Source organism: Zobellella sp. DQSA1 (assembly GCF_041950555.1).
GTDB lineage: Bacteria > Pseudomonadota > Gammaproteobacteria > Enterobacterales > Aeromonadaceae > Oceanimonas.
In genome coordinates, this window is the sequence record NZ_CP169531.1 from 4,129,850 (window position 1) to 4,142,687 (window position 12,838).

Annotated in this window: 13 protein-coding genes; 2 read left to right on the forward strand and 11 right to left on the reverse strand. The window is 62.5% G+C overall.

Going from position 1 to position 12,838, the window contains the following annotated elements; translation table 11 throughout:
• Positions 1–382 precede the first annotated feature (382 nt).
• Positions 383–1,900, forward strand: a complete 1,518-nt coding sequence (locus ACEVBK_RS19580; RefSeq protein WP_375058612.1) for an Ig-like domain-containing protein — start codon at positions 383–385, stop codon at positions 1,898–1,900.
• Between the two features lie 61 nt (positions 1,901–1,961).
• Here ACEVBK_RS19580 and ACEVBK_RS19585 read toward each other — a convergent pair whose 3' ends face one another.
• Positions 1,962–3,323 carry a hypothetical protein gene (locus ACEVBK_RS19585; RefSeq protein WP_375056541.1) on the reverse strand — a complete coding sequence of 454 codons (1,362 nt, stop codon included), beginning with the start codon at positions 3,321–3,323 and terminating at the stop codon, positions 1,962–1,964.
• Positions 3,324–3,734: 411 nt separating this feature from the next.
• On the opposite strand from ACEVBK_RS19585, the gene ACEVBK_RS19590 reads away from it, so the two are divergent.
• On the forward strand, positions 3,735–3,899 hold the full coding sequence (locus ACEVBK_RS19590; RefSeq protein ID WP_375056542.1) for a hypothetical protein: 165 nt from the start codon (positions 3,735–3,737) through the stop codon (positions 3,897–3,899).
• 61 nt (positions 3,900–3,960) lie between these two features.
• Here ACEVBK_RS19590 and ACEVBK_RS19595 read toward each other — a convergent pair whose 3' ends face one another.
• The 10 genes from ACEVBK_RS19595 to gspG all read right to left on the reverse strand — a co-directional run bounded on the left by ACEVBK_RS19595 (position 3,961) and on the right by gspG (position 12,830).
• Positions 3,961–5,322 (reverse strand): hypothetical protein, encoded by a 1,362-nt coding sequence (locus ACEVBK_RS19595; RefSeq protein ID WP_375056543.1) that lies wholly within the window; start codon positions 5,320–5,322, stop codon positions 3,961–3,963.
• Positions 5,323–5,664: 342 nt separating this feature from the next.
• A complete protein-coding gene (gene gspD / locus ACEVBK_RS19600; RefSeq protein WP_375056544.1) occupies positions 5,665–7,758 on the reverse strand; it encodes a type II secretion system secretin GspD in 2,094 nt (697 codons plus the stop codon).
• Positions 7,755–8,330: a hypothetical protein gene (locus tag ACEVBK_RS19605; protein WP_375056545.1), complete on the reverse strand. Its 576-nt coding sequence runs from the start codon at positions 8,328–8,330 to the stop codon at positions 7,755–7,757. Before ACEVBK_RS19605 ends, gspD begins: the two co-directional genes overlap by 4 nt.
• The gene (gene gspM, locus ACEVBK_RS19610) at positions 8,327–8,938 is read right to left on the reverse strand and encodes a type II secretion system protein GspM (RefSeq protein ID WP_375056546.1); all 612 of its coding nucleotides are present in this window, start codon (positions 8,936–8,938) and stop codon (positions 8,327–8,329) included. Before gspM ends, ACEVBK_RS19605 begins: the two co-directional genes overlap by 4 nt.
• Positions 8,935–10,017: a type II secretion system protein GspL gene (locus tag ACEVBK_RS19615; protein ID WP_375056547.1), complete on the reverse strand. Its 1,083-nt coding sequence runs from the start codon at positions 10,015–10,017 to the stop codon at positions 8,935–8,937. The genes gspM and ACEVBK_RS19615 overlap by 4 nt, the downstream gene beginning before the upstream one ends.
• A 12-nt stretch (positions 10,018–10,029) precedes the next feature.
• On the reverse strand, positions 10,030–10,929 hold the full coding sequence (locus ACEVBK_RS19620; RefSeq protein ID WP_375056548.1) for a general secretion pathway protein GspK: 900 nt from the start codon (positions 10,927–10,929) through the stop codon (positions 10,030–10,032).
• On the reverse strand, positions 10,919–11,590 hold the full coding sequence (locus ACEVBK_RS19625) for a prepilin-type N-terminal cleavage/methylation domain-containing protein (RefSeq protein ID WP_375056549.1): 672 nt from the start codon (positions 11,588–11,590) through the stop codon (positions 10,919–10,921). The genes ACEVBK_RS19620 and ACEVBK_RS19625 overlap by 11 nt, the downstream gene beginning before the upstream one ends.
• Positions 11,587–11,985 (reverse strand): prepilin-type N-terminal cleavage/methylation domain-containing protein, encoded by a 399-nt coding sequence (locus ACEVBK_RS19630; RefSeq protein ID WP_375056550.1) that lies wholly within the window; start codon positions 11,983–11,985, stop codon positions 11,587–11,589. The genes ACEVBK_RS19625 and ACEVBK_RS19630 overlap by 4 nt, the downstream gene beginning before the upstream one ends.
• Positions 11,978–12,430, reverse strand: a complete 453-nt coding sequence (locus ACEVBK_RS19635) for a GspH/FimT family pseudopilin (protein ID WP_375056551.1) — start codon at positions 12,428–12,430, stop codon at positions 11,978–11,980. Before ACEVBK_RS19635 ends, ACEVBK_RS19630 begins: the two co-directional genes overlap by 8 nt.
• A complete protein-coding gene (gene gspG / locus ACEVBK_RS19640; protein WP_375056552.1) occupies positions 12,399–12,830 on the reverse strand; it encodes a type II secretion system major pseudopilin GspG in 432 nt (143 codons plus the stop codon). Before gspG ends, ACEVBK_RS19635 begins: the two co-directional genes overlap by 32 nt.
• Positions 12,831–12,838 lie beyond the last annotated feature (8 nt).

Here is a 12,838-nt window from a genome sequence, read left to right on the forward strand (position 1 = left end):
CGAGCTGGAACTGCGCTACGAACACCATGAAGACGGCGGCAGCCGGCTGCGCTATCTGCTGCATACTCCTTATGCCGAACGGTTGGAGCTGCATCTGGCCGGCAAGGCCGGGGATCTTCGCAGCGGCCAGCAGGTACAGCTTAAAGGCCATGCTCTCGGCCGGTCTGCCGGTGGTGCCGACGATATCGATGACGAGATCCTGCTGGCCGGGGGCGACCTGCTGGTGCTAGCCGCCGACGGCGGGACCGATGGCGGCAGCAACGGCGGCAGTGCCGGCTCCGGCTATCTGAGCCTGGGGGAGCAGCGTACCGCCGTGATCCTGGTCAATTACCAGAGCGCGCCCGATGACAAGCCCTGGAGCCGGCAGCAGGCCGCGGACTTTATGTTCGGCCCGGTGAGCAACTATTTTATGGAAGCCTCCTATGGCCAGACCTGGCTAAGCGGCGAGGCACTGGGTTGGTATACGGTGCCGCTGGACGGTGGCAACTGTCCGTCCACCACCATAGACGAGGCCAACAAACTGGCCACCCAGAGCGGAGTGGACCTGAGCCGTTATGATCGGCTGGTGTATCTGGTGCCTTCCTCCAGTGGTTGTAACGCCAACTGGGCCACCGTCGGTGGCTCGCCGTCCCGCGCCTTTATCACCGCCGGGCTGAGCCTGAAGTTTGTTGCTCATGAGCTGGGACACAACATGGGTCTGATGCACTCCCATGGCCTGAGCTGCAGTGAGGGGGTGCTGGCGGGGAAGTGCTCCAGCCTGGAGTACGGCGATACCATGGATATCATGGGCAATGCGACCAGCCATGCCAACCCTTTCCAGAAAGAGTTGCTGGGCTGGCTGAACCGGGACCAGGCTCCGGCCGTTACCGAAGTCACCACCGGGGGGAGTTACACCATAACGGCCATGGCCAGCCAGGATAACGGCCCCAAGGGACTCAAGGTATTACGCGGGCTGGATGCCAGTGGCAGAAAGCAGTGGTATTACCTGGACCATCGCCAGCCCATCGGGGCCGACAAGCCTCTGTTTGCCAGCTCCACCTTCGGTGATCCGCAAACCCTGGCCAATGGTATTTTGCTGCGTCTGGCCACGGAGGGAGATCGCAACAGCAGCTACCTGCTGGACATGACCCCGGGCAGCGTGACCTGGGCCCCCGAGTTCGATCTGATGGATCCGGCCCTAGGAGCGGGTATCTCCTATGTGGATGCGGACAGCGGCCTGACCATCACCCCACTGTGGGCGGACGAGAACGGGATCACCGTGGATATCCACTTCGGTGGCGGCGGCGAGCCGGAAGCCGCCAATCAGGCGCCGGTGGCGGTCAACGACAGTGCCGGCACCCTTCAGGATACCGCCGTGACCATTCCTGTGCTGGCCAACGACTGGGATCCGGACGGTGACAAGCTGAGCATCATCGCCGTCGACAGTGCCGTTGGCCAGGTGGCCATCAGCGGTGGCAGCCTGGTCTATACGCCGCCCGCCGGCTTTAGCGGCACCGAAGTGTTTGGTTACCGCATTTCCGATGGCCGGGGCGGCGAGGCCAGCGCGACTGTTACCGTCAAGGTCGAGGCCAGCGAAGACGTGAGTACCAACCAGGCGCCGGTGGCAGTGGATGACGAGGTGGTGCTGAGCAGTATTCAGGCTGTGACCATCGCCGTGCTGGCCAACGACCATGATCCGGACGGAGACGCCATCCAGGTGACGGCCGTCACCCAGGGCAGCAAGGGCTCGGTGGTGATCAACCCGGACGGTACCCTGACCTATACCCCGGCCAGGAACTTCAAGAACAATGACAGTTTCGGTTACACCATCGGCGACGGCAGACTAAGCGCCAGCGCCACTGTGTCGGTGCGGTTACAAAATCTGGAAAGCGGCAGCAAGGGCAACGGCAAGAACCGCTAAGGCAAAAAGAAGGGCAGCCTGGGCTGCCCTTCCTGATTAGCTACTCGTGGTTATTGTTGGCTTACTCCGGACAGTCCGGGCAGGGAGCGCAGAGCGGACACTCGGCCACCCATTCCCCTTTTTCTTCATCCCAGAAGTAGGTGCTGTCGGAGTCGCTGGCGGTGCCACCGAAGAAGCCGAGCGCATCAACCGTTACCTTGTTGAAGAAGGCGGCGGTGGCGGTGGCGTACTTGTCGTCGGTACCCTCGATAGGATCGATGGGGTCGGCGACCACTGCCATGAACTCATCCAGGGTGGCGCCTTCCGGTACGGCCGGCAGGTAGCAGTACTCGTCCAGCACTATGCTGTTGCCGGGGGCCAGGGGACCCAGATCGCCCAAAGCTTCCAGCTGCGGCAAGGCCGGATCGTTGACAAACACGGATGACAGGGTTTCGCTACCGGTGTTGGTCACGGTGATGGCCGGGCAGACTTCCACCACCAGCATATTGTCCATCGACATCAGGCGAACGCTGTCGTCGAAGGGGCAGGTCTTGTCGACGCTGACCATGGGGTCGGGTGCGAACAGACATGCGGCGCTGTCCATATCGGTGACGGTGTCGCCTTCGTGAGAGCCTTCCACATGGATTTCATTGACCAGGTTGATTTCACCGGCGGTACAGGTGATGCCAACATCGACATGATCGCCCGGATCCAGGGTACCGACGCCATTGACCGCCACGAAGCTGCCCAGGGTCAGGTTCTGGTGCGCGACAGGCACGCCGTTCAGCGAAGTGATCACACAGCTGTCGAAGCCGTTATTGGCTTCTTTCAGCATGATACTGGTCAGCGGGAAGTCGCCGTCATTGGTAATGGTGGCGGTGTAATTATAGCTGGCGGTCATACCGGAAAGATCGGTGCTGTCACAGACCTTGGTGATATCGATACTGGGTGCGCCCGGTTCATAACAGAAGGAAATATGGCTCAGGCCATAAAACTGGTTGTTATTGTGGTTAACCGGAGAGTGCAGGAAGGTATCGGCCACGGCATTGGTATGGGGGGGATCATAGATATAGTGATTGGCGTCGGGGCCGCCCTTGACCACCATATCCTTGACCACGCCACCGGTCACCGACCAGTCGAAAGCCTGGCCTTGAGCCGTTGAGTAGACGGTCAGGGTAAACTTGGTGCCGTCGGGGGCGGTAAAGGTGCCGTTACCCACATCGTCTATTTTGTATTCGATAAACTCCGAGCCCAGAGATGAACAGGTCGGATTACCGGATACAAACACAGGTTGTACGTTGAGGGTGGTCGTCGGCCCCCCCGGGTGGTTGGCATAGGCTGGCGGCGTTGCCAGTACCAGTATCACGGCGCTAACCACCGCCACTGCAAAGGCTTGCAGGGCTTTCAGGCTGGCGCCGGATCTACAGTAGTTCCATATAGACATGATGCTGTCCTCCATCGATTTGAGTCGGTACCCGCCCAATGGTATGGGGGCCGGCACCGCCGGCGGCCTTAGGCTGCCGGAGTCTTTTCCCCGTTGGCGCACCTTTGGAAGTGTGTCCGTGCTCAGGGATAATCAATAAGAGGCATAGTTAGTGCCATGTTTTTATCTTGTTGAATTTTAATATTTTTATTGGAGTAAAAAAAAAGAAAAGAAGACAAGTGTAAAGACGGGTTAACACTCTGAGGGGCCAGTTGGACAAAGGGAGCAAATTCAGGGTGATAGGTTGTCAACCAGATGAACCAACCCGGCAGCTTGTGGTGATACTCCTGGGGCACGGCGCGGGCGTCCTGGGCTGGCTACTGCGGTGGGGGCGCCCTGATGGATCCGGCTTAGGGAACAGGCATCTCCTATGTGGATGCGGACAGTGGCCTGGCCTATACGCCGGCCAAAGGCCTCAAGAGCAGCAATAGATTAGGTTATACCATCGGCGACGGCAGACTAAGCGCCAGCGCCACCGTGTCGGTGCGGTTACAAAATCTGGAAAGCGACAGCAAGGGCAACGGCAAGAACCGCTAAGGCAAAAAGAAGGGCAGCCTGGGCTGCCCTTCCTGATTAGCTACTCGTAGTTATTGTTGGCTTACTCCGGACAGTCTGGGCAGGGAACGCAGAGCGGACACTCGGCCACCCATTCCCCTTTTTCTTCATCCCAGAAGTAGGTGCTGTCGGAGTCGCTGGCGGTGCCACCGAAGAAGCCGAGCGCATCAACCGTTACCTTGTTGAAGAAGGCGGCGGTGGCGGTGGCGTACTTGTCGTCGGTACCCTCGATAGGATCGATGGGGTCGGCGACCACTGCCATGAACTCATCCAGGGTGGCGCCTTCCGGTGCGGCCGGCAGGTAGCAGTACTCGTCCAGCACTATGCTGTTGCCGGGGGCCAGGGGACCCAGATCGCCCAAAGCTGCCAGCTGCGGCAAGGCCGGATCGTTGACAAACACGGATGACAGGGTTTCGCTACCGGTGTTGGTCACGGTGATGGCCGGGCAGACTTCCACCACCAGCATATTGTCCATCGACATCAGGCGAACGCTGTCGTCGAAGGGGCAGGTCTTGTCGACGCTGACCATGGGGTCGGGTGCGAACAGACATGCGGCGCTGTCCATATCGGTGACGGTGTCGCCTTCGTGAGAGCCTTCCACATGGATTTCATTGACCAGGTTGATTTCACCGGCGGTACAGGTGATGCCAACATCGACATGATCGCCCGGATCCAGGGTACCGACGCCATTGACCGCCACAAAGCTGCCCAGGGTCAGGTTCTGGTGCGCGACAGGCACGCCGTTCAGCGAAGTGATCACACAGCTGTCGAAGCCGTTATTGGCTTCTTTCAGCATGATACTGGTCAGCGGGAAGTCGCCGTCATTGGTAATGGTGGCGGTGTAATTATAGCTGGCGGTCATACCGGAAAGATCGGTGCTGTCACAGACCTTGGTGATATCGATACTGGGTGCGCCCGGTTCATAACAGAAGGAAATATGGCTCAGGCCATAAAACCGGTTGTTATTGTGGTTAACCGGAGAGTGCAGGAAGGTATCGGCCACGGCATTGGTGTGGGGGGGATCATAGATATAGTGATTGGCATTGGGGCCGCCCTTGACCACCATATCCTTGACCACGCCACCGGTCACCGACCAGTCGAAAGCCTGGCCTTGAGCCGTTGAGTAGACGGTCAGGGTAAACTTGGTGCCGTCGGGGGCGGTAAAAATGCCGCTACTCACACCGTCTATTTTGTATTCGATAAACTCTGAGCCCAGAGATGAACAGGTCGGATTACCGGATACAAACACAGGTTGTACGTTGAGGGTGGTCGTCGGCCCCCCCGGGTGGTTGGCATAGGCTGGCGGCGTTGCCAGTACCAGTATCACGGCGCTAACCACCGCCACTGCAAAGGCTTGCAGGGCTTTCAGGCTGGCGCCGGATCTACAGTAGTTCCATATAGACATGATGCTGTCCTCCATCGATTTGAGTCGGTACCCGCCCAATGGTATGGGGGCCGGCACCGCCGGCGGCCTTAGGCTGCCGGAGTCTTTTCCCCGTTGGCGCACCTTTGGAAGTGTGTCCGTGCTCAAGGGATAATCAATAAGAGGCATAGTTAGTGCCATGTTTTTATCTTGTTGAAACTTAAAGGCTTTATTGGCAGGAAAAAACGAAGAGGGAGCAAGTGTAAAGGTTAGTTAACACTTTCAGGGGCCGATTGAACAAAGGGAGCAAATTCAGGATGATAGGTTGTCAACCAGATGAAGCAGCCCGGCCGTCAACCCCTTGGCTGAACGGCCGGGGCCGGGTTACATCGCCACCCCCAACAGTTTGCGGCGATATTCCTGGGTGACGGCGCGGGCGTCCTGGGGGTTGGCCACGGCGGTGGGGGTGATCAGCACCACCAGTTCGGTGCGTTTCACGTTGGTGCCGCTGCTGCCGAACAGCCAGCCCAGCACGGGCACGTGGCGGACGCCGGGCAGGCCCTGGCTGTCCTGGGCCTTGTTCTCGCGGATAAGGCCGCCCAGCACCAGGGTTTCACCGCTCTGCACCGCTACCCGGGTGTCTATTTTACGCTGGGTGATGGTGGGTGACTGGATATTGGAGGTGGTGGTGGTGGCCACGTCATTCACCTCCTGGATGAGCTCCAGTACCACCATGCCGCCGGCGTTCACCCTCGGGGTGACTTCCAGCAGCACGCCGGTGTCCCGGTACTGGATGGTGCTGGTCACGTTGCCCACGTCGCTGTTGAGGTTGGTGGTTTCCGAGGTGCGGATCGGCACCTGGTCGCCCACCCGGATCTGCGCCTTCTGGTTGTCCAGTACCATCAGCGAGGGAGAGGAGATCACGTTCACCTTGGAATCGCTGGCCAGGGCGGTGAGCAGGGCGCGGGTGCCGCTGGCGCTGAACACCTCATAGCTGGCGCTGGAGGCGGCCAGACTGGCGGCGGTGGGGATGGGCAGGGGCCCCAGGCCACCGCCGCCGGTATGGCCACTGCCCAGGTTGTTCTTGAAGTACCACTGCAGGCCGTAGCGCAGTTCGTCTTCCAGGCTGACTTCCACTATGGTGGCCTCCACCAGTACCTGCAGCGGCAGTTGATCCAGCCGCTTGATGGCCTGCTCCACCTTGTTGTAGTCGGCGCTGGCGGCCATGACCACCAGGGCGTTGCGCTCGGTGTCGGCGATCACGCTCACTTCTCCTACATCCAGGCTGGCAGCATTGATGCCGGTGGCGATCTGCAGCGGGGCGCCGTCCTCCCCGGGAGGGCCGGCCGGAGGCAGGGGGGAATCCGAGCGATTGCGGCGCTGGCTGTCGAACAGCTGGTTGAGCAGGGTGGCCAGGTGATCGGCCTTGCCGTTTTGCACATGGTATACGTACATGTTCAGTCCGCGCGGGTTCTCGGCCCGATCCAGTCGTTCTATCCATACCCGGGCGTCGGTCAGGTAGCGCTCCTGGGGGGTGATCACCAGCAGGGCGTTGAGCCGCTCTATCGGCAGGTAGCGCACCATACCGGCCAGGGGGCCCTCGGCTTCGTCGCCGAAAATGGCCTGCAGCTCGCCGGCGATCACGTCGGCGCTGCTGGACTGCAGCCGGAACAGGCCCACTGACATGCCGCGCAACTGATCCACGTCGAACAGGTTGACGGTGTCGCGAATGTTGAGCAGTTCATCCCGGGTGCCGACCAGGGTGATCATGTTGCGCCTGTCGTCCACCATCAGGGTACCCTGGCGGGGTTTCACCGGCTCCAGGATCTTTTCCATTTCCCGGGCACCGATATAGCGCAGCGGCAATATCAGCATCTGGTAGCCCCGCTCGGCGGTGGGCGCCAGCCGGGGGTTGAGGACGGAAGACGGGACTTCCGTAGCGGGCACCACACTGAGCAGGCCGTTGCTGTGCACCAGGGCGGCGCCGTGGGTCTGCAGCAGGCTTTCCAGGGTGGGCAGCAGGGCTTCTTCACGGATGGGCCTGTTGGTTTGCAGGTAGACCTGGCCGCGCACCCGTTCATCGAGGGAATAGTTCAGCTGCAGTATGTCGCCCAGTATGGTCTTCACCACTTCGGCGATGTCGGAGCCCTGAAAGTTGAGGGTAATGTCGCCGGGGGCGGTGGGAGGGGCCCCTTCTACTTGCCCAAGCCGGACAAAATTGCCGGAGCCGCGGTAGATTTCGCTGCGGGTCAAGGGGCTCTCGGCCGGGCCGGTCGGGGTGGCCGGGGTGCCCGCCGGCGTGGGCAGGAGCGTTTCGTCCCGGGGCGGGAGCCGCACCGGATCATAGTTGCTGGTTACCCGGGCCTGACCCCAGGGTTTGTCGAGGGCGCCCCTGTCCCCGGTGGGGGTGGTGCAGGCGATCAGCAGGGTGCAGGAGAAGCCGATGCACAGCCATTTGCTCTGGTTAAATCTGGTCATGATGGATCCCCGTTACTTCCCTGTTCGTTGTTGTTGTCCGGTTCGGTGACGGTATCGCCGGTGCCGTCGGCAGGTTCGGCCGGGGTGGCGTCCGGGCTGCCTTCCTGTCCGGGGATGGTGTCGTTGAACGGTGCCGGTTCATCGGCCGGGGGCCGGCTGGGCGGCAGCCTGGGCTCCCACAAGTCCAGGCGCAGGCTCTGGATACCGTCGCTCAGGGTTGCGGTGTCTGTCCCTATCTCTTCCAGCTGCCAGCCTCCGTCCAGATACATGCCCACCTTGATGCGTGCCCGTCCTTCCCCCTGGCGTTCGCTGAACAGTGCCAATTGCTGGTTGCCTTCCCACACCACCCCGGTCAGGCGCCATTTTTCCCGCATGGCGGCGGCGCTTTCGCTGATGGGATCCTCGTCTTCGCTCGCCTGGGGCCGTCGACTCTCGTCGAACAGCGGCCGGCTGATGACTTCATCGAACTGTTCTAGGGGCGGATAGGCCGGCGCCGGGGCGTTGCCGTCCTGCGCCTGTATGGCCGGCAGCCACAGGAGTGGCATGGCCAGCAGCAAGAGCCAGGGTTTCATAGCGCCTCCCTTTGGGCATAGCCGATCAGGTCGAAACGAACGTCGAGCGAGGGGATCTGCCGCAGCCGGGGATCCTGCCGGCGAATCACTATGTTTCTGTTCACCTGAATGGCGGGTCGGCGCGGGTTGGCGGTGATCACCAGGCCCTGGATAAAGAGCGCGGGCTGCCCCGACTCCAGCGCATGAAGCAGGGGTACCAGTTGATCCAGCTCGCCGCGCAGGTGCACTCGCAGCACCACGCCCGGCAAGGGGCCTTCGGTAGCGAGAGGGGCGTTCTGGATGCTCACCAACTGGCCGCCGCTGCGGCTCACCAGTCGGTTCAGGTGTTGTTGCAGCCAGGCCGAAGCCAGGGCGGGCCGGCGTTCCGGCAGGTAAAGCCCGGTGTCGGGGGTGTCGGCCCGCAGCCGTTGCAATGCCCGCTCGGTCTGCTCCAGCTCGGCCGACAGCCGCTGGTAGCGGTTGAGCTGATCTTCCAACTGGCCGATGGTCGCCCCCTGCCGCAGGAAGAGCCCGAACAGGGGGCCAATGGCCAGGCTGAAGGCCAGCATCACCACTACCAGCAATAGCCCCAGGGCGGCCGCCTGCTGCTGCCGGGCGCTCAGGTTCATAAGGCGGCCTCCTTGCCGAAGTGGGCGTCGATCATGAAGCGATCCTTGTTGGTGGCCGGATTGTTGGTGACCGGTGAGCTGAAGCGCACGTCGAAGAACAGCTCAGAGGCTTCCAGCAGGCCGATAAGCTCGGAGGCGTTGGCCGACTCCCCCCGGAGTTGTACCGCACCGTCGAGCAGCTCGAAGCGACTGAGCCAGGTATGGTCGGGCAACTGACGGGTCAGTTCGTCCAGCAGCGGCAATACCGAAGGCCGGCTCGCCCTTTCCCGGGCCAGGAACTGCCGGCTTTGCTGCAGCTCTTCCAGTTGCTGCTTGAGGGCGGCGGCCTGCTCCGCCCGTTGCCGGGGGATATCCAGCTGGGCGCCGAGCGCGTCGATCCGGTTTTGCCGCTGGTAGAGCGGCACAGCCACCAACAGGAACAGCATCACCAGTACCAAGGCGCCGTTCAGATTTTTCAGGCGCCCGGCCTTGAGGGTGGCCGCACTTCGAGTCACCGGCAGCGGAATGGTCGGCGCTTCCGGGTGTTCGGCATCACAGAGAGAGTCGGGAGCCAGCCCCAGTGCTTCCAGCTCGGCCAGCCGGGGGTCTACCTGGGCCTTCGGCGCCAGCAACAGGCTGACCTGGATCTGGGGGCTGTCTTTCTCGCGGGGAGCGGATTGGAAGCCAAAGTAAACCTGATCGGCGCTGAATGGGGTGTGCCTGTCCATCTCGAAGCGCAGCACGTTGGCCAGGTTGCCGGCGGTGGCCACCGGCAGGGTGACTCGGGTCAGCAGCAACTCGCCGGCGGGCAGGCAGAGGCGGATGCTGTCCGCCTGTTTCAGCATTTGGTCCAGTTCCTCGGCCTGGGCCGGTGTGCCGGTCAGGAGCAACTGTTCGCCCTGGGGCTCCAGGGTCAGTCGGTAATGATCCTGTTCGGGATAAATGCCGAGCCGCTGTTTCTGGCCGAGCAGGCGCTGGCTCAGGCGGGGAGGCAACAGGCTGAGCAACTGCCCGCTCCACCACTGCCAGAACCGGGATAGGGTATGCCATAACCGGCGGCCGTAATCATTCAGCTTCTGTACTATGTTCTCCCCATCCATAGGGAATCTCCGTTAAGCGTCCGGCTCGGTGAACAGCGGGATGGGTTCCTGTGAAACCTGTTCCAGAACCGGCTGACCGCGGCGGCTGTTCAGGCTGGCCGTCAGGTGAGAGCGGTACACCGTATTCATACGAGCTTCCGTATAAATAGTGTAGTTGACCCCGGGGGAGCCGCCAGAGAGGAAGGGGCGTGGAAACATGCTGGTGGCCGGAGGCGGTTGGCCATTTTCATGGCTCCTGCGCCTGTCTTCGATAAACTGATCGACGGTCGCCTCGTCGGTGCCGGGCAGGGACAACAGCACCTGGCGAGGGGCATAGAGGGGATTGATGCTGTTGCGCGGGTTGCGGATGGTCAGGCTGTGCCGGATCCGGCGGTAAATCTCCGGCGTCATGCCCAGCACCCGCAGCACTTCGTCCACCGTTTGGAAAGGGGCGTTGCGGGGGCCGTAATCCAGCCCGGCGGCGATATAGTCGTCGTATTCGGCACCATGCAGCCGGCGCAGATCGTCGCCGTCGCGCCAGTCCATGATGGCATCCACCAGCCGGGCGCGCTGGCCGTCGTCCAGCCCCGTGGTGGCCAGCAGGCCGTCGAGCAGCTCGGGGCCGGCGGCGTTGAGGTCGATGCGGCCGCTTTCGTTAAAGATGGCCACCCTGATGTCGATATCGTCCAGCCGTAGCAGATAAGGGCTGCCGTCGGCCAGCCAGGGCTGCCGGTCTTGCGGCTGGGCCAGTGCCAGCATCGCCAGGTGCATGCCCGCATCGGCGGCGTGGCGAGCCTGGGCGGCATGGATGATATTGCTGCTCTGCTGGGCCTGGCTGCGGCTGTTGAGGGACAGTCCGGTGGCCAGCAGGGTCAGCAGGATCAGTACCCAGAGCACGCTGACCAGGGCGATGCCCCGCTGCCTAGTATTCATCCTTGATCTCATAGCGGTGGTCTCCGGGGCCTATGACCAGGGCGGGCCAGTCCGGGGCCAGTTGCAGCCGGATCAGTGCCGGCAGCTGCTCCTGCTCCAGCCAGTCGGCTTGCCAGTCGGACAGGCTGTCTTCTTCCCGGGCCAGGTAGTGCAGCCTGAATTCGTCCACCTCCAGTGCCAGCAGGGGCGGCAGCAGCTCCGGCCGGCGAAAGTCGTCCACCAGCCGGTACCAGTCGAAGGGCTCGAGCGCCTGCTGTTGCTCCGGGTTGCCGTCGGCCACGAATGGCTGGGTTTTCAGCAGCAGCAGGGGATGCTCGGGGTCGGTCTCGTCCAGCGCCAGGTAGAACCAGGCCGGCTGCGCCGGGCCGCCGCCTTTGTGGGGCAGGGGAGCCAGGAACAGCAGCGAGTCCTCGCCACCCTGGAACGACAGCAACCGGGTTTGGCGTATGTCCCAGATCTCCCGGGGCTGTGCCTGGGCCAGCAGGTTACGCAGGAACAGCTGCAGCTGCACCTGTTCGCTGAGCCGGTCGTTGTGGCGGTCGACCGTTTCCCAGGCCCGGCCGGCGAGGCGGAAGCCGCCGAACATCAGCCCCGAGAGCAGGGTCAGCAGGGTCAGCGCCACCACCAGTTCCAGCAGGGTAAAGCCTTGTTGCCGCTTCATCGGGCCTCCAGCCGCACCAGCCGCAGGGTGGTGAGGTCATATTGCTGATTGCGGCCCCAGCCCACGATCACCGACAGCCGGTAGGGCACCAGCATGGAGTCGTTGTCCATCAGCTCCCGACTGTCGAATTCCTCCACCCGGGTTTCCCACCAGTAGTTGTCGTCGAACCAGCCCTGCTCCCGCCCCGGCCGCAACCGGCTGCCGGCATCCAGTTCGGTCAGTTTCGATTCCGCCAGCAGCATGGCTTTCTGCTGCTCCTGAGCGGCCTGGGTGGTACGGATGGCCAGCGAAAAAATATTGAGCAACACCCCCAGGGTGACGGTCAGCACCGCGAAGGCCACCAACACCTCCAGCAGGGAAAAACCGCTTTGCCGGCGGGGGGGCCGTCTAGTCATGGAAGCTCACCCTGCCGGTCAGCCAGTGCACCTCTATGCGGTAACGCTGACCGGACCCGGCCACTACCAGGGTGCCGCCGCTGCTGGTGCCGTCCGGATAAAAGGTCATTTCCTGAGGCGCCGGCGGGCTATCAGTCACGGCGCTGAGCACCAGCTCGATGCGCTCCGGCCAGGGGTAGGGGGCGGGCCGCCCGGTCAGCAGGGTTTGGCGGGCTTCCCGATCGAACAACAGGGCAACCTCTTCACCGGTGGCGATGGCCTGGCTGCGGGCCAGCCGCAGCAGGGCGGCGGTTTGCCGGCTGTAGCTCTTCAGTTCGGCCCCGGGCAGCAGGGCGGCGAAGCGTGGCAGGGCCACCGCCAGCGCCAGGGTGGAAATGGTCAGTACCACCAGCAGCTCCAGCAGGGTAAAGCCCTTACTCCCAACTGACCACGTCCTGATCCTCACCCGTGCCTCCTTCCCGGTTGTCTGCGCCCAGGCTGAACAGATCGAAATCGCCGTATTGGCCGGGCGAGCGGTAATGGTAGTCGTTGCCCCAGGGATCCTTGGGGATGGTCCTCTTGGTCAGGTAGGGGCCGTTCCAGCCCCGGGTGTTGGTGGGGGCGCTGAGCAGGGCCTCCAGCCCTTCGGCGGTGGTGGGATAGCGGCCCACCTCCAGCCGGTACAGATCCAGCGCCGTGCCGAGCTCCCGGATCTGAAGCTGCGCCGTCTTGGTTTTGGAACCGGCCAGCTGGCGCAGCACCTGGGGTCCGACCAGGCTGGCCAGCAGCCCCAGGATGACCAGTACCACCAGCAGTTCGAGCAGGGTAAAGCCGAGTCGAGATGTCCTTGTCTTGTTGTAACGCACTGTTGCCT